The sequence below is a fragment of the Legionella sp. 39-23 genome (assembly GCF_001897665.1).
GTDB classification, from domain to species: Bacteria; Pseudomonadota; Gammaproteobacteria; order Legionellales; family Legionellaceae; genus Legionella; species Legionella steelei.
On sequence record NZ_MKTO01000037.1, the window covers coordinates 1 to 19,973 of the forward strand.

Genomic DNA, 19,973 nt, shown 5'->3' on the forward strand with positions numbered 1-19,973 from the left:
AGCTCATAGTGCAAACGTTCAGTTAATTTTTTGTTTGACATGGTAGTCTCCTTTTCGCTTTTTTTCAGTGTAAAACAAGCAAGCTTAAGGATTGATTAACAAAGAGCTTTTTTACATAAAAATTATTTTCACCGTTGTTGAAACAACCTCTTTGCGTAGTCTCTTTAGCAATTGCAGCCTCTTAATGAACCCTTAATGTTCATGACGTATAATTTATAATCAATTATAAGTTTTTCCGTCTTGGAGACGTTATGTTACCTCTTAATTTTAAGACACAAGGAAGTCTTGTTGTTCCACCCAACATTTCAGTTCCTTTAGTTTTCCCTGGAGTACGCGGAAAAATAAGAAAAACCATTCAATTACCTAATGGCAAGTCATTAAACGAGAATAGCTTAGCAATAATACAGCCACTGAATTTAGATAAGCCAGAAGAGGCTCAGAGATTTAGGATAACTCCTTATGTACCTATGGGGGCAAGCCGCGACGATTTACCTGAAAATCAAAGAAATATCTCCATTGATGAGAAAAACAGTTGTGACATTGAATTAGATGATCCTGAAAAGTATTTAGGATATAACATCGAGCAATATCAACAATCCAACGCGCCTTTATTTGCTGAGGGTTCTCCTTCGATAGAAGATGTTAGGCAAAGCAAAGTTCCTGACTGCTTTTTTTTAGCGTCGCTAGCAGCCCTTTTGAGCCAGCCTGATGGAGCCAGCTACATACGCAGTATGTTGCGACAAAATGATGATGGCACAACGACCGTTCGTTTATTTAATCCTAAAACGTTAGAACCATTTTATATTCGAGTTCAAAATTCGTATATTGTAGATCAACAAGGTAGCTTAAATAGACACACTGGCTTATGGGTCGATATACTTGAGAAAGCAGCAGCATCCGTCCCTGAGTTCTTCGGAAACACGAATCAATCCATGAGTGGTGCGCTGAAAGGTGGTTCAGAATCTCTGGCATTGAAAGTATTAACAGGTCGTCCTTCTAAAGAAAAATATATTAATTATGATAAATTTTTTGCTTGGGATATAGAACACTTTTTTGCTGATGAGCTGGTACAGCTTACTGTGTTAAATCAACAAAAGAAGCTCATGCAAGAAGAGTTAGGAGAAGAACATCAATCAGGAACAGATGAAATTATTACAGAAATGTTATCAACAAGAATTCGAGTATTTGAAGAAATTTTTGATGAACACGCAGAAGAAAACTGTTTGAAATTAATCGACTTTTATTCAGAAAACACGGCAGAGTGGGAAAGAATATACAATCAATACAGTAATAGCCAACAGCGTCTTGAACACTTAATAGCACACTTCTCACAAGATGAGAAAAACAAACCCGTAGTGGATATCTTACAAAAACTCTTTACTTATTATCATGAAGACGTAGAAAAAGGCGTGCGACGAGATAATCAAGAGCTCTTTAGTGGCGTTTATTCACCTGAAGAACTTCATGTTTTTAACGATATAAAAGAAAAAATTGCTCAGGGTGAATCCTTAACCGCCGGCACACCCCACCGATATGACGAAAAAGTACCAGGCTTAAGAGCGATGCATGCCTATACCATTGTTGGTGTTGTTGAAACGCTCCGACCAGTCGATAAAGATGGGGATGAAATGCGTCCAATTAAAATGATACGCATTAGAAATCCATGGGGCGTAACTGGGCGGCTTTATTTACCGAACATGGAAAATCCTGAGCAAATTGACATCAAAGAAGAACGCGTTGCAGGTACTTTTGATTTAGAACTTAAAGATTTTTGTCGTTATTATGAAAGTTACACCAGCACGCAACAATTTCCTAATGTTCGAGTAGTGACTGAAAAAAGAGAACGCTTGGCTTTAAAAATGCAAAACCTCTTAAAAAGAGATGATACTTCTGTAGAGAAAGATGTCCAGCATGATGTATTGTCAAAAATAGATGCTTATTTTGAATGCAGGAATGATTTAGTTGATATTCAAATAAGTGCTGCTGAACTATTGGACGATAAAATTAAAGAGCAAATCACGGAGGTATTCAGTGACAAGCAAAAAACACATCTAGAGGTTCAGGACTCATTAAATAGAATTATTGAAGCAAACAAAATAGTAATGATGAACATTTTTCAAACTTCAGATTGTGCATTAATTGCTGCATCAATTACCTACTGGTGGAAAAACTCGAACCAAAAGCTTTCCCAAGAAGAGCAACAAGCCTACCAACATCAATTGATTGATTCTGTTAGTAAAAACAATTTGCTTTGGGGTAAATTCATTGAAAACCATCAGATAAATGCTTCTCTAGCGTTCGTACCCTTGAATAAATCACGGCGATTAATTGATGACTTATTTGCAAGTATTCAGGAAACACAACGATTGCTGCAAACATTATCTCCAGGTGATGAGGGTTATGAACAATCGCTAAAGGCACTATTGCTCCAGAACGATTTGCTTCAGCAACATTTTAATTGTCTTGAAAAAAATGAAGAACTGTTACAACGATGGAATATTGAAATAGATACCATTCGCGAGAAACTAGCACAACTTCATGCTTATCTAGAAGAGTTGGAAAAAAATCCGATAGTCCATCAGCTTAAAACAAAATTACCGCAACAAAGTGACGATTTGACTTCTAATACTCAATCAATTTTAAAGAATTTAAAGGAGATGCAATTAGTTTTACACCAATATCATGAAGTAGAACAAAACACCACTACCTCAAGCGAACACCATGAAAGTGAACAACAAAAATCGAAATACTTACCCCAATGGCTAGTTTCTTTAGAAAACATAATAGAGCGAGTTATTAAGGCAATTGCGAGATGGAAAACCCCTCAGCCAATTCAGCATGAACAATTGCCTGGGTATAATCGTCCTGCATCGGATTCAAAATATCCTGGTCGAACGGAATTTGGCTTTTTTGAGCCGATCCATACTGAAGAGTCCGCCCCTTCTGATGCGCTCTTAAAAACAAACTCACCAATTCAGAGCAGTAATTAAGCTTCAAGCGGCCTGATAAGCCGCTTTATTTTTTGATTGAAGTCATTTGCTGCAGATAAATCAAAATCAATAAAATCCCTTGCATTAAAGTGAAAACTATATTCAGTGATGTTATGATTTGCGCATGCAATTAACAATGGATTGATATAAAAATGCCCAACGCTAAAGAACTATTATTAAATGTCTTAAATAGAAAAAAAACGACTCTTGAAGGCAAAATCCCCCCCTTTCAAATAGAATGCCTCGATATGTTTCAAAAAAAGATTATGGCCATTCAAGTGGATGAAACTGCAGAAATGGATTTACAAATTTGTAGTGTTCTTCTCGATAAGTGTTTTTGTGACTTAGATAATGTAGTGCCAAGTGAAAGTAGAATTATCGGCCTTATAAATAAAGCAAATTGTACTAATGATGATTTTTATACGAAAGTAACCGAAATTTTTGATAGTGAAATTCAAAGATTAAATCATTCTGTAAAAGACACATTTTATGACCAAACATTTAAATACGTAAAAACGATCTTGGTTGATATGAAAGCTGAATTGGCGCGTTTAAAAGTTGCATTGGCCCAACAAGATCTTGATATAACAACGTCCAACAATTATTAATTCAGTAATGAATGGAGTCTCAAAATGTCACAAATTGCAATGATTACGGGAGCAAGTAGTGGTATAGGACAAGCACTCACATTAGAGCTCGTCTCACAAGGAGTCACAGTAATCGCGATTGCAAGAAATAACACAGAGTTACTTAAATTAAAGGATAAGCATTCGGAGAAAATTAGGATAATACCAGCAGATATTACTACTGATGAAAGTTTAAAAAGAATTGTAAATGAAATTAAAAATTTAAAAATCAATTACTTGATTCATAATGCGGGTACTATTTCCCCTCTTGGCTCATTACATCAAGCAGCGGCTGACGATATAAAGAAAATAATTGAAACCAACCTTATAGCACCTATATTGCTCACCCAAAGCGTACTCCCTTATTTTTCAACAAAAGACGGTCGTATTTTAAATATCACTTCTGTGGCAGGAGAAACAGCCGTTCTAGGTGCAGGTGCTTACTGCATTTCCAAATCAGCACTGAACATGTGGACCCGCGTATTACAGATTGAATTACCCCATGGAATTGTAGCAACAGATGTGATTCCTGGTGAAGTCGACACCGGGATGCAAAAGAATTTGCGCGAATGTCCTGTAGAACAGTTTCCATTGGCTGTCGAGTTTCAAGAGGCTTACCAAGAAAAAACCTTGATATCACCTGCTGTCTGCGCTGAGTTTTTAGCTTTTATCTTATTAAAAACAACTCCTAAAGAATTTTCCGAGAAAAGGTGGAATATTTATAAACACCATACAAAGCCAATTCCACTTCCCTTAAATAAAGAAAAACTTAATGATTAGGCGCCGTTACAATTTTATTATCATGAACGAATTATAAACAGCCCCTAAGAATGCCTCAATTGAAATGGCTCAACTATTCAAAAAGCAAAGCCATAAAAATATGATGTTCGTATATACCATCAATACGGACAGCATTTTTATGTACCCCTTCTTTGACAAATCCATATTTTTCATACAACGAGATTGCCGCTTTATTTTGTTCGCGCACCGTAAGCTCTATACGCGTTAAGCCTTTTAACTGAGCCATTTGCAATGCAGTGCTTAATAAAGCCTCACCAATTCCCTGTCCTCGGTATGAGGCAAGCACACCAATCCCTAAACTGCCAACATGGGCAAAAACCGGTCGATCTAGCGCGCTGATATCACACCAACCAATTACTTGGTCCTCATGCATCGCGACAACTTGGGGCCAGCCCTCTTTAATATGCTCTAAAACGAAATCTCGAGTTAATTCAATAGGAGGTCCTTCTAAAAAAGCTAAAAATTTACGTTCACGTGCAACGCTATCTACAGCGGTCCAAAATGCTTCAATATGTTTTTCTTCGATGGGGACAATAGTAAATTGCATAGAAGTCCAAATAATTAATCTTAATGTTAGGGTCTGTAAACAGACTCTAGTAAAAAGGAGATTCATTCTGGAGTCAATAAACGATTACCAGATGGCTGTAATGCGAGCAGCCAAAATTAAAGATCAAGTGATAAGAACATGTTATAGTGTAAAATCTAATCTCAGTAAAAACGAGAAGCATATGCAAGAAATTACTATTTATCATAATCCTCGATGCTCTAAATCAAGACAAGCTTTGGAGCTTTTGCAAAGTAAAGGTTTTAAACCCGTTATTATTGAATACCTAAAAACCCCTCTGAGTTTGGAGCAATTAAACGTCTTAAAAAAACACTTTATGCTTAAAGATTTTGTTCGTACCGATGAGCATGTTTTTAAAGAATTGGGATTATCGCTGGATAATGAAACTCAGGTATTAAATGCGATGTTCAAAGAGCCCATATTAATGCAACGCCCCATTGTCACCTATAAAGACCAAGCAGTTATTGGACGCCCACCTGAGAAAGTTCTGGAGTTGTTTGAATAGTATTTAGATAGATTAATCTACCATAGCAGAAAAGCGCCCTCTCCCACAAACAGGATCAGGGATCTACACGTGCGTTTATATCCCTTCTCTATAGCAGGAAGAAGGTGCCCACCAGAGCCGATGAGGGGCACCAATTGTTTATCTTGATATTTCGTGTGTCTACAAAGTCACTACTTCAACGCAAACTGATTGGGGCAACCTGATTCGTGGAAGGATACCAACGCATTATAGATCTCTTGGTAATCTGCAAATGCATTTTTATTCGCTTTGATGTCATCAAAAACTAAGTTTGTTCGGCTACAAGTTCCTTGTTCTGCAATATTTAAATGATCACCACTCGCTTTTTTGTAAGCAATAAATTTCTCACCACAATGTAAATGGGGGCGTTTGCTCCCAGCATTTCCTAAATATTCCTGATTACCACAGAACGTTTTCTTGAAATTGAGCATAAGATCAGACGCATTGGCAAATGAAGAAACAGAAGCCAAAAAAATAGCGCAACTTACTGTCAAAATTGATTTTTTATTTATCATAGAGCACCAGAAAAAATGTTAAAAAGCAAATTTAACACATCCAAGCTCAGTAACCAAGCTCACTTTGAGTGGTGCTCTATTCTGTCGCACACGGTTTATGATAATACCGTCAAATACTCCAAAAATAACTTCGTTGGCAAATGCTCTCCTACGCCAAAAATATTCATCCAAATCACAATAACTCCTTGGCTTTGTGGGTTGTACATCACTACAGCAGAATACCCGAAAAACTCTGCGGTATGTCCTATCCACCCCGAAAGTTCACCTATTCCCAGCCCATAACGGTTATATTCAGGACAAGTGACCAACGGTCGACCAGGTACAGTATCTGGACACGGAGCAAACACGATAGGCTGCAAACTGGCAATACGTTGTGCTTGCATGGCAGGAGTTAATACAAGTCCCTGTCCTAAAGCTACAGCCCATCGCTTTAAATCGTCAAGACGTGAAATCATTGCTCCTGACGCGCCAGCAAAAGAGGGATTAGTATTGGTTACATCTTCTAAAGGTGAGAAACCATAGCCATGAGCAAAAGGAGTTGGTAAATCAAGCGTTAACGGATAAAACGTATTTTTTAGACCTAAAGGCGTAAGGATTCGCTGTTCAATTTCTTGCCATATAGGGCGTTGACTTAACTGCTCTATAATGGACCCTATAATTACCGTATTCGTATTTGAATAATGCCAATCAGCGCCTGCTGGAAAATAAGGCAAATTCTGATTTGCCGCATTAATTAATTGCGCTGGAAGCCAGAAACGAGTCAGATCTTGAAATAACTCTTCATCAAGTGCAGCATCTTCAGTGAAATTAAAAATACCACTACGCATGTCAGCTAATTGAGCCATAGTTGCGTTGCTGTTTTGCAAAGCGGGCATAAACGCGCTTAGCATGGTTTGCAATGACAGTTTACCCTCACTAATCAATTGCAACATCACAGTGACAGTAAATGACTTTGTAATACTGCCAATACGCACATGATCAAGACGTGATACAGGTGTTAAGCTGTTCAGATCAGCATAACCCTCCTCAATAATCAGCTCGCCTTGTCCAGGTAACCAAACCCCCGCGACAACAGCAGGGATCCCAAATTGTTGACGATATGCCGTCGTTAATTGACGCAATGACGAAGCCAAAGCGTTAGGCAAACAACGACCGCTTGTACAAGGCAATACCTTCACATCCAAACTGTCGCTTTCTGAGGGTTGAGCACATAGAAATGAACTAGGTCTAGGATCATTAGGACCGCGTGTCTTACAGATGACAGGACCTTTTTTCCTTATTCCTCTCCCCATTTGACTCGCATTAAGTTTTAAATTGAGCTGACAACTCTCCCCGGGTGCTAATGTGAATGGCAAAGTGCACGCTTCACTTTGTCCAGGATTGTATACGGTAACGCCAGAAATGGAGCGCATGGTTAATTGTCGCGTATGTAATGTTTCATTCTTTACTAAATATTGAATGGAAAGAATGCTGTTGGCCATCACCTCTTTGGGTAAATTATTCTGTGTAACAATGGTAAATACCGGTTTGGCAGCAATCAGCTCCGAAGCACAAAATAAAAGCCCACAAAAAAAACCATATAAACCCATTTTGTTGCATTTTTTTGACGACATAGTTCCCTCATGATGTTCGAATTTTTCATTTTGATTTTTAACATTTAGTATGAAAAAAAATGAGGAAAGAAACAATAAACAAATACCCTATCTCTCTGAAAGATAGGGTATTAAAGCGATTTAGTTCATTTTTGCATCACATACTTTCCTGGAGCAGGAGGTAATGATGAATCAATCTTGGGAGGTGAAACATGCCTTTGCGAGCTGTTGTTGACCAACCAATCATGCCATGCAATCCACCAAGAGCCATCTCTTTTTTTTGCTTTACTTATCCATTTCTTCGGCCCCATATAGGGCATTTTCTTTTTGCTTTCCAAAATAGAATAATAACGTCCAGGATGATTGGGTTCACTGACAATTCCTGCATTGTGACCACCACTTGCTAACACAAAGGTAATATCCGTATGCATCATTAAGTGAATTTTGTATACAGACTCCCATGGTGCAATATGGTCATGCTCTGTACTCACTGCAAAAATAGGTAAATGAACATTTTTAGGAGCCACTATTTCATCTTCGACACGAAAATGCCCCTCAGAAAAATCATTTTGCAAAAATAGTTTTTCCAGATATTCCGTATGCATTTTATAAGGCATACGGGTGGCATCGGCATTCCAGGCAAGCAGATCGATCATCCCGCGCTTTTCACCAGTCATATAATCATCAATCATTTTTGACCAAATCAAATCATAAGTACGTAACATTTGAAACGAACCGGCCATATGTTTAGGATCAAGATAACCTTTTTCCCACATCATATTCTTGAGGAAAGCTATTTCACTCTCTGTAATAAACAGCATAAGCTCACCTGCTTTTGTAAAATCGCCTTGTGCCGCCAATAGTGAAAGACTTTTAAGGCGATGATCTTTATCGCGTGCCATGGCTGCAGCAGTAATCATTGCTAAAGTGCCACCAAGGCAATATCCCATTAAATGAATTTTGGGATTCGATAAAATAGCACTCACAGCATCGATTGCAGCCATCGCACCTTGACGATAATAATCATCCATTCCTAAATCACTGTCTTTCTCATCGGGATTACGCCATGAAATGATGAATACCGTATGCCCTTGTCCCACGAGCCATTTAACTAACGAGTTTCCAGGAGATAAATCCAAAATATAATATTTCATGATCCATGCAGGTATGATGAGGATTGGCTCTTTAAAAACAGTTTCTGTTTGCGGCTCATATTGAATTAATTCAATTAAATGGTTACTAAATACTACTTTCCCTGGAGTAATCGCCACATTCTTACCTGGTTTGAATTTTCCAGCACCAGGAGGAGGTAGACCTGCCAATCGTCTCAAAGTATGTTCAAACGCAATTTCCGTACCTTGAATCAAGTTGACACCACCAGAACGAATTGTTTCGTAAAAAAGATCTGGATTGGTTAAGACAAAGTTGGAAGGCGATAACGCATCAAGTAGCTGGCGAATATAAAATGAAACCGTACGCTCGGCTCTCCCTGAAAGGCCTGGAACCTTTCGCGTTGCATAACCCCACCACTCTTCACTCTGAAGAAAAACCTCAGCATAAAGACGCCAGGGCATCAATTGCCAATTCTCTTTATGAAAACGAACATCTGTTCCTTGAGCGGGTTGTCTATCACACAGTAGATGCGAAAGAAACTCATCGGAGTGTGTTAGATGATAAAAAAGCAATGCCAATAGATGTCCAGGTGATTGAGCTAATTGTAAAAGCCAAGCACAATGAGCAGTTCCTATTACGGCAGGACTCATCCCCATGGTGAACTTACCAAGATTTGCTTGATATAGTTTATTGATATAGTAAAAAAAATCATCCAATTGATTCTTATATTGTACATACTGAGGTTTAGTAACACTCTCAGTTGGAAGAGCAGATTGATGCGTAGCGCGTCGTAATCGTGTTGGAGCGTTCTTCTTCTCAGTTCCTTTCATAGTCAATGTCCTTGGGATCCATCCCGCAATGATTGGGTGATTTAAGTGTGTGCTATAAATTATAGTATTCTTTTCCAGAGAGTGCGTGATTCATCCTAAATACTGCCCTACACCGACACATAAGCTTCCATTCCTTTAGGTTGTAGCGCTTTGGTCACAATTTTCAACGTAACATCTTCTGCATCTTGTTTAATTGCAAAACCAAAGTGGGTGGCCAATTTCAACATATCGGCATTCACGGAAAGCACCGAACCTTCCATAATTTTTAAATTTTGGATTTCGGCGGCACGAATTAAACACGCCATTAAACGACTGCCAATACCCTTATTTTGCCATTCATCTGCAACAACTACAGCGAACTCACAGGTGTGCATATCCAAATTAGCAACATATTCGGCAATCCCTATAATAAAATCTTTTGCATCACGCTGAATCACCGCGACCATCGCCATTTCTCGGTCGTAATCAATCTGAGTTGTCCGACGCAGCATTTCAGGACTTAAGACTTGCAATATACCCATAAAACGGAAACGTTTCGTATTGTCTGATAAATGACGAATAAATTTCTGCTTCACATGAGCATCTTCAGGACGAATAGGACGAATCAGCAAGCGTTCCCTTCCAGGTAATTGGCATTCTGAAACTAAATAATGAGGATAGGAGTGAATGGATATATGACTGTAAGGAATAGTCATAACTTCATTATTAATTGCCATATGGGTATTACAGGCGCTAATTTTCTTATCACTGACGATCAAGGGGTCAATAACCATTTCTTGAATTTGTGGTAATTCACACACCATTTCTGAAACACGTAATAACAGATCTTCCAAACCTTGGATAGTTACTGGCGGCTTATTACGAAACGCACCAAGAATTGGCGCGATGTGTAATTGCGCAATCAAACTCTTAAGCTCATGCTGATTTAATGGAGGTAGGGCCAAAACACGTTCTGGTACTAATTCTGCGAGCTTTCCACCAGCGCCCAAAGTGATGATACGGCCAAAGGTAGGATCATTTAAAATACCCACCATTAACTCCCTATCATTTACCGTTAGATTGGGGCTTTGCACTGACTTTATCCCAAAGGCCGTGAGAATATCCTGTGACTCGATTGGTGTTAATAAATTTCTCTGTTCGAGTATGGCCTTCTCTATGATTAATTGGGCACCAGCAATATCAGGTTGGTTAGAGGGCAATCGCGTATCGGGTATTTGCATCAATAATTGTTGATTATGATAATAATCCGCTAAATAAGAACAAGCTTTTATCGCACTCTCTGGGGAACTAAAATGAGGAATTTCATGTTTTGCAAACAAAGCCCAGGATGATTTAACCTGCTGTTGTCCGATCCAACACGCAAGGATGGGTTTATTAGTCTGTTTACTTAACTCAATGAGTTTTTTGGCTACTTTAAAAGGCTGCGATAAAGCAGTAGGAATTAATAAGACCAGTAAGGCATGACTCTGTTCATCTTGTAAACAAGCCTCCATAACGGTGAAATAATCCTCAGGGCTCGCATGCTCCGATATATCAATTGGATTGTAGCCAGCTTCCTGATTAGGCCATGATGCCTTTATTTTCTCTACGGTATAGGTACTCAACTTAGGTAATTGGATTTTTAAATCCATCGCAAAATCAGCAGCTATAATTCCCGCACTGCGACTATTGGTGATAATGGTTAAACCTTCCCCTTTGCTCCGGCATTTGCTTGCAAACACTTCCGCCGCCGAAAAAAACTCTTTCATCCCCATCACCCGTATGGCGCCAGTTCGACTTAGCGCGGTATCAAAAACATCGTCTTCAGAAATAACAGTACCTGTATGAGATAAGATCGTATTAGTACTCTGCGCATTGCGCCCTGATTTAATCACCACCACGGGTTTAAGCTGTGACGCAGCGCGAAGACCGCCTATAAAGCGGCGTGCATCGCGAATGCGTTCCACATACAGCAAAATGCAATCCGTCTGATTATCGAGTGCTAAATAATCAAGCAACTCACCAAAACTAAGATCTGCCGTATTACCTAGGGAAACTAGAGTAGAGAATCCGATTTGTTTTGCCGCAGCCCAATCCAAAACTGCCGCCATTAACGTCTTTGATTGTGAAATAAAAGCCAGATTTCCTCTTAAAACAGAATGAGACTCAAAAGTTGCATTTAACCCCACCCATGGCCGCATTATCCCTAAGCTATTGGGACCAATAAAGCGAATATTAAACTGACGTGCTATGGCACAAAGCTGCTCTTCTAAATGCGCTCCCCGCTCCCCCTGCTCACTAAACCCATCGGAAAGAATAATGGCCTTTTGAATACGTTTTTTCCCACAATCAGTTAATATTTGCGGTGTTGTGGCCGCTGGAGTCGCAATAATCGCCAGATCAATGTCTTGTGGAATCGCTTTGACAGAAGAAAAACATGATTTTCCTTGAATAGAGGCATGATGCAAATTAACAGGAAATAAAGCGCCAGAAAAACCATGATGCAACAAATTACCAAACACCGTCGCACCTGGTGATGGTTTATTGCTAGCACCTATCACAGCAATAGAGCGAGGATTAAATAGCCTCTCCAGATAATTTTTTTCCATAGTAATTCTCTAGGATACCCAACGAAAGTAAATGCCCCTCATCATTCATCCTATACCTTCAACTATAGTGTCTGCTCTTAAAAAGTCAAAATGCGATCAGATTACAAAATGTGAAGACAGTATTGACTCTTTTAATCCATTTTACCCTAAATTGCTGTCATTCCCGCGTAGGCGTGAATGACATGTTATTGAGATAAGAGAGGTTTGACAGAAAAAGCTTTTTAAATCACGTAATTGGAGGGCGCATGCCCTCCGATATTTTAGTTCCGAATCACTAATATAAATACACAATAGAAGAAGATTTACTCATTGTTATGGCCGAGATGAATCGATGATTTTGGCTCGTCTGCTTCTGGTTTAACACTTGCTAGTTCTCCCTTCAATCTTGTTTGTTGCTCGAAGCGTTGTCTTTCTGCGATTTCAGCAGGATTATCCGCAAAATACTTCTTATCCCAATTAACTAGAGCGTCCCATAGTCTTTCTAATCCACCCCGAACATTAGCAGGCTGTACTTTTAAAACATCCTCAGGTAATTCTCTTTTAAACTGCTTCACAGCAGCTGCGTACTGCTCAAACGATTGTGCTTTATCTAATGCGCTCTGGAAATTCAACAATGCCTGATAAGGTGTTGGTTTACCAAATAAAGATGGATCTTCTGTTCTCTTACGATGTTTTGTTTTCTCATATGGCTCAAGGGCTGCTGTTATCATAGGTTGCAAAAGGACTTTGTTTGCTGCAGCCAGTTCATTTAAATTTTTCCTGTCTTTCCCTAACGCTATATCGGTGATGCCAGTCCGCAACTCCTCAATGCCTACCCCATTTTTAGCGCTCGTTTCAATCGTCTCAGATACAATTTTTTTTCTCTTTTTGAGATCTTCAATTTCTTCATTTGTAACTGCTCTTTCGGCTTCTCTATCCATTTGCGTAAGGACAATAACAATTTTAGCATTCTCACCGTGCACTTTTTGAATTGAATCTATATAGCCTTCAGCTTGCTTTAATGAAGCCTTATCACAAGAATTGATGCAAACAACACTTATGTCTGACATTGGCATATACGCATGCTCTGCTACAGACTTATATCGTTCTTGTCCTGAAACATCTGAAATAGTAAGTGGAACACCTTTTACATTTGACGTCGCTGTGAAAAACGACATACCCATTGTAGGAAAATAATCCTTAAGAAATCTTGGCATTCCTTTTAAATCCGGTTCAGCTAATAACCCACGAGCAAGTTGGGTCTTTCCACTATCCGAACTGCCATAAAATCCAACTTTTATTTTTGTTTCTACTTTATCTGTAGCCATAATTATTCTCGCAATTATTTGCCATTATGTGAATTATAGATGCATATTGATTTATTTGTTGTGAAAATGAATTAATTAAGCCAACTTGACTCAATAAAAACAAAAAATGTTGTTTCTTTTTAGCAGAACAAAGAAAGCTCCATGCCAGAAATTTTCAAGGTTATGTTTGCACCTTCCTCCAGGCTACAACTGGAGTTATATTTTTTTAGCCAGCTTTACTCAAGGCTTATCATGGTATAAAACAATCAGTTCCTTACTGGAAGCACAGCCTAATAACTCCATGGTCTTCGCTAAAGTTCCTTCTACAGTTCTATATGAAATATGCATATCTCGTGCAATTTCTTTTGAGCTTTTTCCTTGTGCAAGTAATCGTAGACAGACTGCTTGTTGTGCTGACAAACGTGTTGGTATATGCGATGATTTATGGAAAAGAACTAGATCCTTTTCATTTAAGAAAATTGGCGGGTTTTTTTCTGTTTTATTTTCAGTAACATGCTTCAAGGCGTTGAATACATGTTCTTCTAATGCATTATCATTGGTATCTAGAGAGATGTTCGCTAGATTTTCGAATAATTGGTCTCGCTCCAGGTGTAGCGTATCAAAAAAGGTTTGGAGATCAGTGGTTAATAATGGCATGGGATTTCGTGAAACACGCCCTATTTGTACGGCAGTACTTACTTGTAAAAATACGACAAATTCGGCAGACAACAATTGTCGAATACCTTCGTTACAGACAATGCTTGCATCCGTGGCTGCTACAATATGTTCTTTTGCTTGCAGTGCTGTCAATATCTCTTTTTGGCATTGGTAAAACTCCTTTAGTCCCTCTGCACTAAAAATCTCATTTAAAGTACGTCCGACATGATACTCTATTCCTAGATCCGCATCGACAAACTGCCAACCCAGTTTTTCAGCCAAAAGTTTTGCAAATAAGCCTTTGCCAGCACCAGGTAAACCGACAATAAAAATACGTTTAGGTTGATTCATCATTCTCTCCCATGCGTGGCTTCTAATAAGCTTTGAATCTACTTATAGTATAAAAACGTATTCAAATTGCAGCAATACGTAGAAATACGTATCAAAAACATGTTTTTTTATACAGAAAAATCTTTTAGTTACTCGTCTCTGCTAACATTTTTTTAACTGTTAACAAATCAAGATAGGCCTTTTTCTTATCGGCTGGGTTTCGTAAAAGATATGCAGGATGATAGCTTACGACGAAAGGGATGTTGTTGTAGCGATGTAGTGTATTACGCAATTGTTTTAGAGGCAGAGGCTTATTCAGTAAGAATTGCCCCGCAAAGCGCCCTAGGGCCAAGATCAAATGCGGTTGAATCAGCTCGATTTGACGTGCAAGATAAGAACTACATTGAGTAATTTCTTCCAACTGCGGATCTCTGTTATTGGGTGGTCTGCATTTCAATACATTGGCAATGTAGACATCTGGTTCCATCATCTCAATGCTCTGCAACATGTGATTTAGTAAACTTCCCGCTTTCCCCACAAACGGTAACCCTTGTTGATCCTCATAAAAACCTGGGGCTTCACCAATAATCATCAATTTTGCATTGGAACTACCACGGCAAAAAACGGTTTGTGTGCGCGTTTTATGTAAAGAACAGCGAGTACAGGCAGCAACTTCTTTAGCTAAAACAGATAATCCCTGTGTATCCGAAGACGGCGAGCTACGTAGCTCCCAGAGATCAATTCCCATAGCCTGTAAATAATAACGATTTAAAGTGTCTGACATAAAAGACTCATTTCACACAATAAGTGCCAGAGAACAGTTGGACGCTTATTTTCGTTTTTAATTTTTGATAAATCAATGCTTACTTAATTAAAAGATCAACTGACATCTTGTAGCCTGGATGTCGCACAGCGGAGTCCGGGGATCGAACAGGTGTAAATCTACTAATCCTGGGTTTCGCTACGCTGCACATAGGCTACGAAGCACCAAGACAACAAGAGCTATCTATATAAATTGAGTTGCTTCCTCAAGCATCACCTCACGAACCTGTGCAAATCGTGCCTCATTCCAAATGTTTTCTATAAGCAATGTCCCCTGATTGAGGCATTCCTCATAAGCAGCAAGTCCAATCAAGATGTGGGAAAATTTTATTTTTCTAAACACGCTCAACGCATCAAATAAGGTCAGACGTTCAATTGTAGATCCTGAAATATCATCACCAAACTCACCGCCAACCCCTTTAAACTTCACCTGCAACCAATCTTCCAAAGGTTGCCCCGTCATGATAAACGCGTGAGATGTTTGTGACCCACCCAGTACGCGAGTATCCAGATACTGCTGAATATCCACACAAAGAGTATTTTTCTTTAGGTACGCACATGCCTCCCTAAATAACGGGGTCAATTCAAAGGGTATGACTTGCACCATAGCGCGTAGTTCAATCAATGTCCTGAACGTATTTTGCTCCCGCACTTGCCTTTCTTTAGGATGGGCCTCTATGTGTCTATCCAGTTCAGCGACTATTTTTTTTAAACGAACTGAATGAGTTCCTGCAATTAAAATGTGCTCTTGCAACCAACGGCGTAACTCTGCAGGCAAAGATTGGGCTTGCTTGCTTGATAATGCTTTTGTTAATGCGCTATTAAAATCATCTGCAGTTAATTGATCATAGAGTTCAGCTGCTTTGATATGAAGATTGGCATGCTCTTCTTCCAGATGTTCCTCTAACATTTTTCGCTCCCAAGCATCCATTTTAGCGGCGTTGCTTAGTTCAATCATCCCACCTCCAGGTAGGAGATAAAAACCATGATGCTTGGCAAAGCGAATTTGTCCCTGTGCATTGACATTAATTCTATCCACTGCCTCATTGTTAAGCTTTCCGCCCATTTGAATCTGAATTGGGTATAATTGATTGGCAGGAGGATGAGAAATATCAAGTTGATCCAAATTAAAAAGATGAGATTTGTTCGTTTTCTCCAGATGTCTCTTTTGTGCTGTACGAAATTGTTCCCAAATCGCGAAGGTGTACTCATGAAGTGGATGTTTTAATCGCATCTGCCCCGGAATTTTACCAAACTCAAACCAAGCATTTAATTCTTCATCCATCTCCATATTATAAAAATCGAATAAAATCTCAAAATACTGTTGGTTCTCGATACGTTGCAACACATCCGCATAGCAAATCAAGGTCGCTGCATAAGCCAATACTGCATAATGCGTTGTTGCCTGACGCTTATGAGTCACCTGCCCCGAAAGCTTTTTAATGTCCGCAACTTTATTCCGCATCATGGCTTGTCGCGCTTGAGCGTCGGCTTCTTTATATTGAATCAACATCGGACCGATATCAGTAAATAACTGCACCATGATTTTCCTTATCAGATATTTAATGTCAGTTTATAACAAAAATGTAAAATTTGAACACATTGCGCAGGAATCAATTTACAATCCAATTTGGCCATATTTTATACCCACATTATGCCTATAGTTATAGATTCGCAAAATATTGCACATAATGAATGGATTTGGAATTTTCTAGAGTCTCAGCGTCGTATAGGGAAGGCGTTTTGGAAACCCAATGAAGTATATCACTACAATGGTACTTCTTTTACATTCCAACAAACCGTTTTCGCAAGGCAAAGAAAAAATGCAACCCGAGGATGCGCCTATGAAATGATATCCCCAACATGCCTGGGATCAGGGGCATTTGGGGCCGTGTTTCGCATTTCCTGCACAATAAGCCTTGGAAAAACAAATACGTTCCAGGCTAAAGACAAGCATCGAGTGGTCAAATATCAATATTCTAACAGTGCTCTATATGAGTATCAAATTGCACGTTATGCCAAACATTTGCATGTTAAAGCACCAACCGGGCCCTTTCTCGTGATGAAAGAAATGCCAGGAGAAACCCTCTCTAGCCTTTTAAGAAGACATCCACTAAGCCGCCAAGAAAAATTAGAGTTAACTAAAACATTGGCGCATGTAATCAAAGAACAACTTATTGAGCAAAAACTTCTGCATAAGGATCTTCATACGAGAAACATTTTAGTAGCTTATAATCCCCAATCATTACAAAACCCGTTTACAGCAAACATCATTGACTTTGGCCTCGCATCTTATCGCCCCGACTTAAGTATCAAAAACTACAATTTTGATGTTCAAGACTTCAGCTATATCTTCGAGATTATGTGGTTATACGAACCGGACAGACCTGAACAGATTAATCGATTATTAGAGAGCAGATCCGCTCACTTAATTGATTACCTTATTCTTGATGAAGTAGTTTTATCCCCTATTCCAAGCTTCCAAAAACAATTGGATCGCATGCTTTCTTATCTTAAAGAGTTAGCAAAAACACATAAAGAATTAGCGGAAGAATTGCGAAATAATTTATTGGAAGCGGTAAAACATTCAAGTTCGAATGAGCTAACTTTGATTAAACACACTGTCAAACAATGCCATGATATGCTAATCGAACACCACATTGATCTTCAGACCTTTCCTTATCCCATTATTACAGAACACTTAGAAAAACAAAGGCTGTTTAACGATATTTGTGACTATTTTAGTCTCCTAGAAAATAAAGGAAAATTCCTGATGAACACGCAGCAAAAAGCGGAAGGAAAAAAACTTTGTGATCTGGTACACGACTTAAGACAGAAGACATATGATGCGGCGATGAAGCCTTCCCAAGAACAAAGAGAGGCCTTAGTTGAGTGTAGCGAACAATGCAAAAGAATCGTAAAAGACAACCAAAAACTGCTGGATATTCATCGTGATTATAATTATGTTTGGGCCGAAATAGCTGTTGCTTTCTGCTCTCTAATAGTGCTCTACCCTCTAGTTGGCGGTATTCATTACCTTGCAACGGGAAGATTTAGGTTTTTTAATCAAACAGAATCGGCCGCGGGAGCCAAAAAAATGGAAAAGAATTTTAATCAGTTAAATACCATTTCGGTTCATTGAGAATACGTTTTAAAGCATTAATATTAAGTTTTTGTGTCATGATGGTTAATGATTCTTAATTATTTTGTTACTATATCCGCAGTTGTCATTATAAAAAGAATAATAGTTTATGACATTGGCAAAAAACTCAAATCCACATTCTGCAGATACTGCATTTCATGATGGCAGGTTACGCCAAGCACAGCTCAAAATGCTTGCCATGCTTGAAGTAGTAGATTCCATTTGCAGGAAGCACAATTTGGATTATTGGCTGGATGCAGGAACTCTGTTAGGCGCCGTTCGCCATCAAGGATTCATACCCTGGGATGATGATGTGGATATTGCTATGCCACGTGCCAGTTATGAACTGTTTCTACGTGTTGCCCCTGCAGAAATTCCACACTGGATGTGGTTACAAACCGTCCATAGTGACCCAGGTTACTTTAATATGGCAACCCCTTTAAAAATCAGGGATCGATCCAGTCGCTTCATTGAAAAACACGAAAAAGGTAATGAGCCTTACGTCCAAGGTATTTTTATTGATGTTTTTGTCTACGACAGCATGCCTGTAGACCCTAAACAACGAAAGCGATATAAATTCTATGCTAAAAAACTCTCACGCTTATTAAGCACCAAATACAGTAAAGTAAAAATAGGTCACTATCCTATCCTCTATAAGTTTATCGCCTCATTTTTGCCTAAACCGCTGCTTGAGTATTGTTTGCAAAAAATTATCCATCAAGCCAATACCAGCCACAGCCCATATGTAGGACGAGGTTATAATTGTGTCGGCAAAAATTTAATTAAAAAAGACGAAATTTATCCTTTGCAACGCGTTGCATTTGAAACTAAAGAATTTAATATCCCTCGAAACGCAGAAGCTTTTCTCATCCAACAATACGGTGATTATTGGCAATTACCTCCTGAGGAACAAAGGGTCATGCGGCATTGTAAAGAGCTGATTCCACATCTGGAAGAAACAGTATAGAACATCCTCCCACGAAAGTTCTCTGTGCATGTAAAACACGACAAAAAAATTTGTCATGTCCACGCAAGCGCTACTTCCAATTAGCTTTAAGTTTTTATTGAAAATTGTGATGTTATTATGAGCAATCAGAACCGTTCGGGCTGAGGAGGCGTTTACGCCGTCTCGAAGCCTATTTCAACAAGCCAACCAGGAATAACTATGTTTTGGGTTTATATTTTGAAGTGTAAAGACAACAGTTATTATATTGGACATACAGACAATTTGGACAATCGTCTATTTCAGCATCAAAATAAATTGATCCCTGGATGTTATACAAGTACAAAACTGCCTATTCAGTTAGTTTATACACAAGACTTTCCAACTCGTGAAGAAGCATTAGCTGCTGAAAGACAACTTAAGGGATGGAGTCGAAGAAAAAAAGAGGCTTTTATTAATGGTGATTGGACAGCTTTATCAGAATATTCCAAACGTTTAATTAAGTTCTAAGGCTTCGAGATGGCGCTGACGCGCCTCCTCAGCCCGAACGGTTCCGGAACTTATGGCTAATTGGACCGCACGCACGGGCATGACAAATTTCTTTGTTTTCATGTACAAAACCAATCAATAAATACAATATTGACATATAA

Annotated in this window: 16 protein-coding genes; 7 read left to right on the top strand and 9 right to left on the bottom strand. The window is 38.9% G+C overall.

Translation table 11 applies throughout. The features are described from left to right. Positions 1-251: 251 nt before the first annotated feature. The 3 genes from BGO44_RS12760 to BGO44_RS12770 all read left to right on the top strand — a co-directional run bounded on the left by BGO44_RS12760 (position 252) and on the right by BGO44_RS12770 (position 4,396). Positions 252-2,990 carry a C2 family cysteine protease gene (locus tag BGO44_RS12760; RefSeq protein ID WP_273197167.1) on the top strand — a complete coding sequence of 913 codons (2,739 nt, stop codon included), beginning with the start codon at positions 252-254 and terminating at the stop codon, positions 2,988-2,990. A 152-nt stretch (positions 2,991-3,142) separates the two neighbouring features. Further along, positions 3,143-3,598, top strand: a complete 456-nt coding sequence (locus BGO44_RS12765) for a hypothetical protein (protein WP_273197170.1) — start codon at positions 3,143-3,145, stop codon at positions 3,596-3,598. Positions 3,599-3,622: 24 nt separating this feature from the next. Beyond that, positions 3,623-4,396, top strand: coding sequence for an SDR family NAD(P)-dependent oxidoreductase (locus BGO44_RS12770; RefSeq protein ID WP_058509499.1), 774 nt, complete (start codon positions 3,623-3,625; stop codon positions 4,394-4,396). Positions 4,397-4,469: 73 nt separating this feature from the next. On the opposite strand, the gene BGO44_RS12775 is transcribed toward BGO44_RS12770, so the two are convergent. Beyond that, positions 4,470-4,964 carry a GNAT family N-acetyltransferase gene (locus BGO44_RS12775; RefSeq protein ID WP_058509498.1) on the bottom strand — a complete coding sequence of 165 codons (495 nt, stop codon included), beginning with the start codon at positions 4,962-4,964 and terminating at the stop codon, positions 4,470-4,472. 181 nt (positions 4,965-5,145) lie between these two features. On the opposite strand from BGO44_RS12775, the gene arsC reads away from it, so the two are divergent. Then, complete coding sequence (arsC, locus tag BGO44_RS12780) at positions 5,146-5,487, top strand: arsenate reductase (glutaredoxin) (RefSeq protein ID WP_058509518.1); 342 nt, start codon at positions 5,146-5,148, stop codon at positions 5,485-5,487. Positions 5,488-5,657: 170 nt separating this feature from the next. On the opposite strand, the gene BGO44_RS12785 is transcribed toward arsC, so the two are convergent. The 8 genes from BGO44_RS12785 to BGO44_RS12820 form a co-directional block, all read right to left on the bottom strand. Next, positions 5,658-6,020, bottom strand: coding sequence for a hypothetical protein (locus BGO44_RS12785; RefSeq protein ID WP_273197175.1), 363 nt, complete (start codon positions 6,018-6,020; stop codon positions 5,658-5,660). Between the two features lie 95 nt (positions 6,021-6,115). Next, the gene (locus BGO44_RS12790) at positions 6,116-7,633 is read right to left on the bottom strand and encodes a serine hydrolase domain-containing protein (protein ID WP_273197177.1); all 1,518 of its coding nucleotides are present in this window, start codon (positions 7,631-7,633) and stop codon (positions 6,116-6,118) included. Positions 7,634-7,758: 125 nt separating this feature from the next. Next, complete coding sequence (locus tag BGO44_RS12795; protein ID WP_273197180.1) at positions 7,759-9,555, bottom strand: PHA/PHB synthase family protein; 1,797 nt, start codon at positions 9,553-9,555, stop codon at positions 7,759-7,761. 107 nt (positions 9,556-9,662) lie between these two features. Further along, complete coding sequence (locus BGO44_RS12800; RefSeq protein ID WP_273197183.1) at positions 9,663-12,143, bottom strand: bifunctional acetate--CoA ligase family protein/GNAT family N-acetyltransferase; 2,481 nt, start codon at positions 12,141-12,143, stop codon at positions 9,663-9,665. A 302-nt stretch (positions 12,144-12,445) separates the two neighbouring features. After that, positions 12,446-13,450 carry a Rab family GTPase gene (locus tag BGO44_RS12805; protein ID WP_273197185.1) on the bottom strand — a complete coding sequence of 335 codons (1,005 nt, stop codon included), beginning with the start codon at positions 13,448-13,450 and terminating at the stop codon, positions 12,446-12,448. 219 nt (positions 13,451-13,669) lie between these two features. Then, a complete protein-coding gene (locus tag BGO44_RS12810; protein ID WP_273197481.1) occupies positions 13,670-14,437 on the bottom strand; it encodes a shikimate kinase in 768 nt (255 codons plus the stop codon). Between the two features lie 124 nt (positions 14,438-14,561). Further along, positions 14,562-15,200 (bottom strand): uracil-DNA glycosylase, encoded by a 639-nt coding sequence (locus BGO44_RS12815; protein WP_273197188.1) that lies wholly within the window; start codon positions 15,198-15,200, stop codon positions 14,562-14,564. Between the two features lie 222 nt (positions 15,201-15,422). Next, entirely contained in the window at positions 15,423-16,781 is a 1,359-nt protein-coding gene (locus BGO44_RS12820) for a hypothetical protein (RefSeq protein WP_273197189.1), read from the bottom strand. Between the two features lie 111 nt (positions 16,782-16,892). Here BGO44_RS12820 and BGO44_RS12825 point away from each other — a divergent pair, with 111 nt between their 5' ends. The 3 genes from BGO44_RS12825 to BGO44_RS12835 all read left to right on the top strand — a co-directional run bounded on the left by BGO44_RS12825 (position 16,893) and on the right by BGO44_RS12835 (position 19,833). Beyond that, positions 16,893-18,380, top strand: coding sequence for a protein kinase (locus BGO44_RS12825; protein ID WP_273197192.1), 1,488 nt, complete (start codon positions 16,893-16,895; stop codon positions 18,378-18,380). Positions 18,381-18,489: 109 nt separating this feature from the next. Further along, a complete protein-coding gene (locus tag BGO44_RS12830; RefSeq protein WP_058509489.1) occupies positions 18,490-19,347 on the top strand; it encodes a LicD family protein in 858 nt (285 codons plus the stop codon). A 198-nt stretch (positions 19,348-19,545) separates the two neighbouring features. Next, a complete protein-coding gene (locus BGO44_RS12835; protein ID WP_058509488.1) occupies positions 19,546-19,833 on the top strand; it encodes a GIY-YIG nuclease family protein in 288 nt (95 codons plus the stop codon). Positions 19,834-19,973 lie beyond the last annotated feature (140 nt).

Excerpts from the sequence above, each read along its gene's own strand:
- BGO44_RS12760 (WP_273197167.1), top strand. The coding sequence starts at position 252 with ATGTTACCTCTTAATTTTAAGACACAAGGAAGTCTTGTTGTTCCACCC.
- BGO44_RS12765 (WP_273197170.1), top strand. The coding sequence starts at position 3,143 with ATGCCCAACGCTAAAGAACTATTATTAAATGTCTTAAATAGAAAAAAA.
- BGO44_RS12770 (WP_058509499.1), top strand. The coding sequence starts at position 3,623 with ATGTCACAAATTGCAATGATTACGGGAGCAAGTAGTGGTATAGGACAA.
- BGO44_RS12775 (WP_058509498.1), bottom strand. The coding sequence starts at position 4,964 with ATGCAATTTACTATTGTCCCCATCGAAGAAAAACATATTGAAGCATTT.
- arsC (WP_058509518.1), top strand. The coding sequence starts at position 5,146 with ATGCAAGAAATTACTATTTATCATAATCCTCGATGCTCTAAATCAAGA.
- BGO44_RS12785 (WP_273197175.1), bottom strand. The coding sequence starts at position 6,020 with ATGATAAATAAAAAATCAATTTTGACAGTAAGTTGCGCTATTTTTTTG.
- BGO44_RS12790 (WP_273197177.1), bottom strand. The coding sequence starts at position 7,633 with ATGTCGTCAAAAAAATGCAACAAAATGGGTTTATATGGTTTTTTTTGT.
- BGO44_RS12795 (WP_273197180.1), bottom strand. The coding sequence starts at position 9,555 with ATGAAAGGAACTGAGAAGAAGAACGCTCCAACACGATTACGACGCGCT.
- BGO44_RS12800 (WP_273197183.1), bottom strand. The coding sequence starts at position 12,143 with ATGGAAAAAAATTATCTGGAGAGGCTATTTAATCCTCGCTCTATTGCT.
- BGO44_RS12805 (WP_273197185.1), bottom strand. The coding sequence starts at position 13,450 with ATGGCTACAGATAAAGTAGAAACAAAAATAAAAGTTGGATTTTATGGC.
- BGO44_RS12810 (WP_273197481.1), bottom strand. The coding sequence starts at position 14,437 with ATGAATCAACCTAAACGTATTTTTATTGTCGGTTTACCTGGTGCTGGC.
- BGO44_RS12815 (WP_273197188.1), bottom strand. The coding sequence starts at position 15,200 with ATGTCAGACACTTTAAATCGTTATTATTTACAGGCTATGGGAATTGAT.
- BGO44_RS12820 (WP_273197189.1), bottom strand. The coding sequence starts at position 16,781 with ATGGTGCAGTTATTTACTGATATCGGTCCGATGTTGATTCAATATAAA.
- BGO44_RS12825 (WP_273197192.1), top strand. The coding sequence starts at position 16,893 with ATGCCTATAGTTATAGATTCGCAAAATATTGCACATAATGAATGGATT.
- BGO44_RS12830 (WP_058509489.1), top strand. The coding sequence starts at position 18,490 with ATGACATTGGCAAAAAACTCAAATCCACATTCTGCAGATACTGCATTT.
- BGO44_RS12835 (WP_058509488.1), top strand. The coding sequence starts at position 19,546 with ATGTTTTGGGTTTATATTTTGAAGTGTAAAGACAACAGTTATTATATT.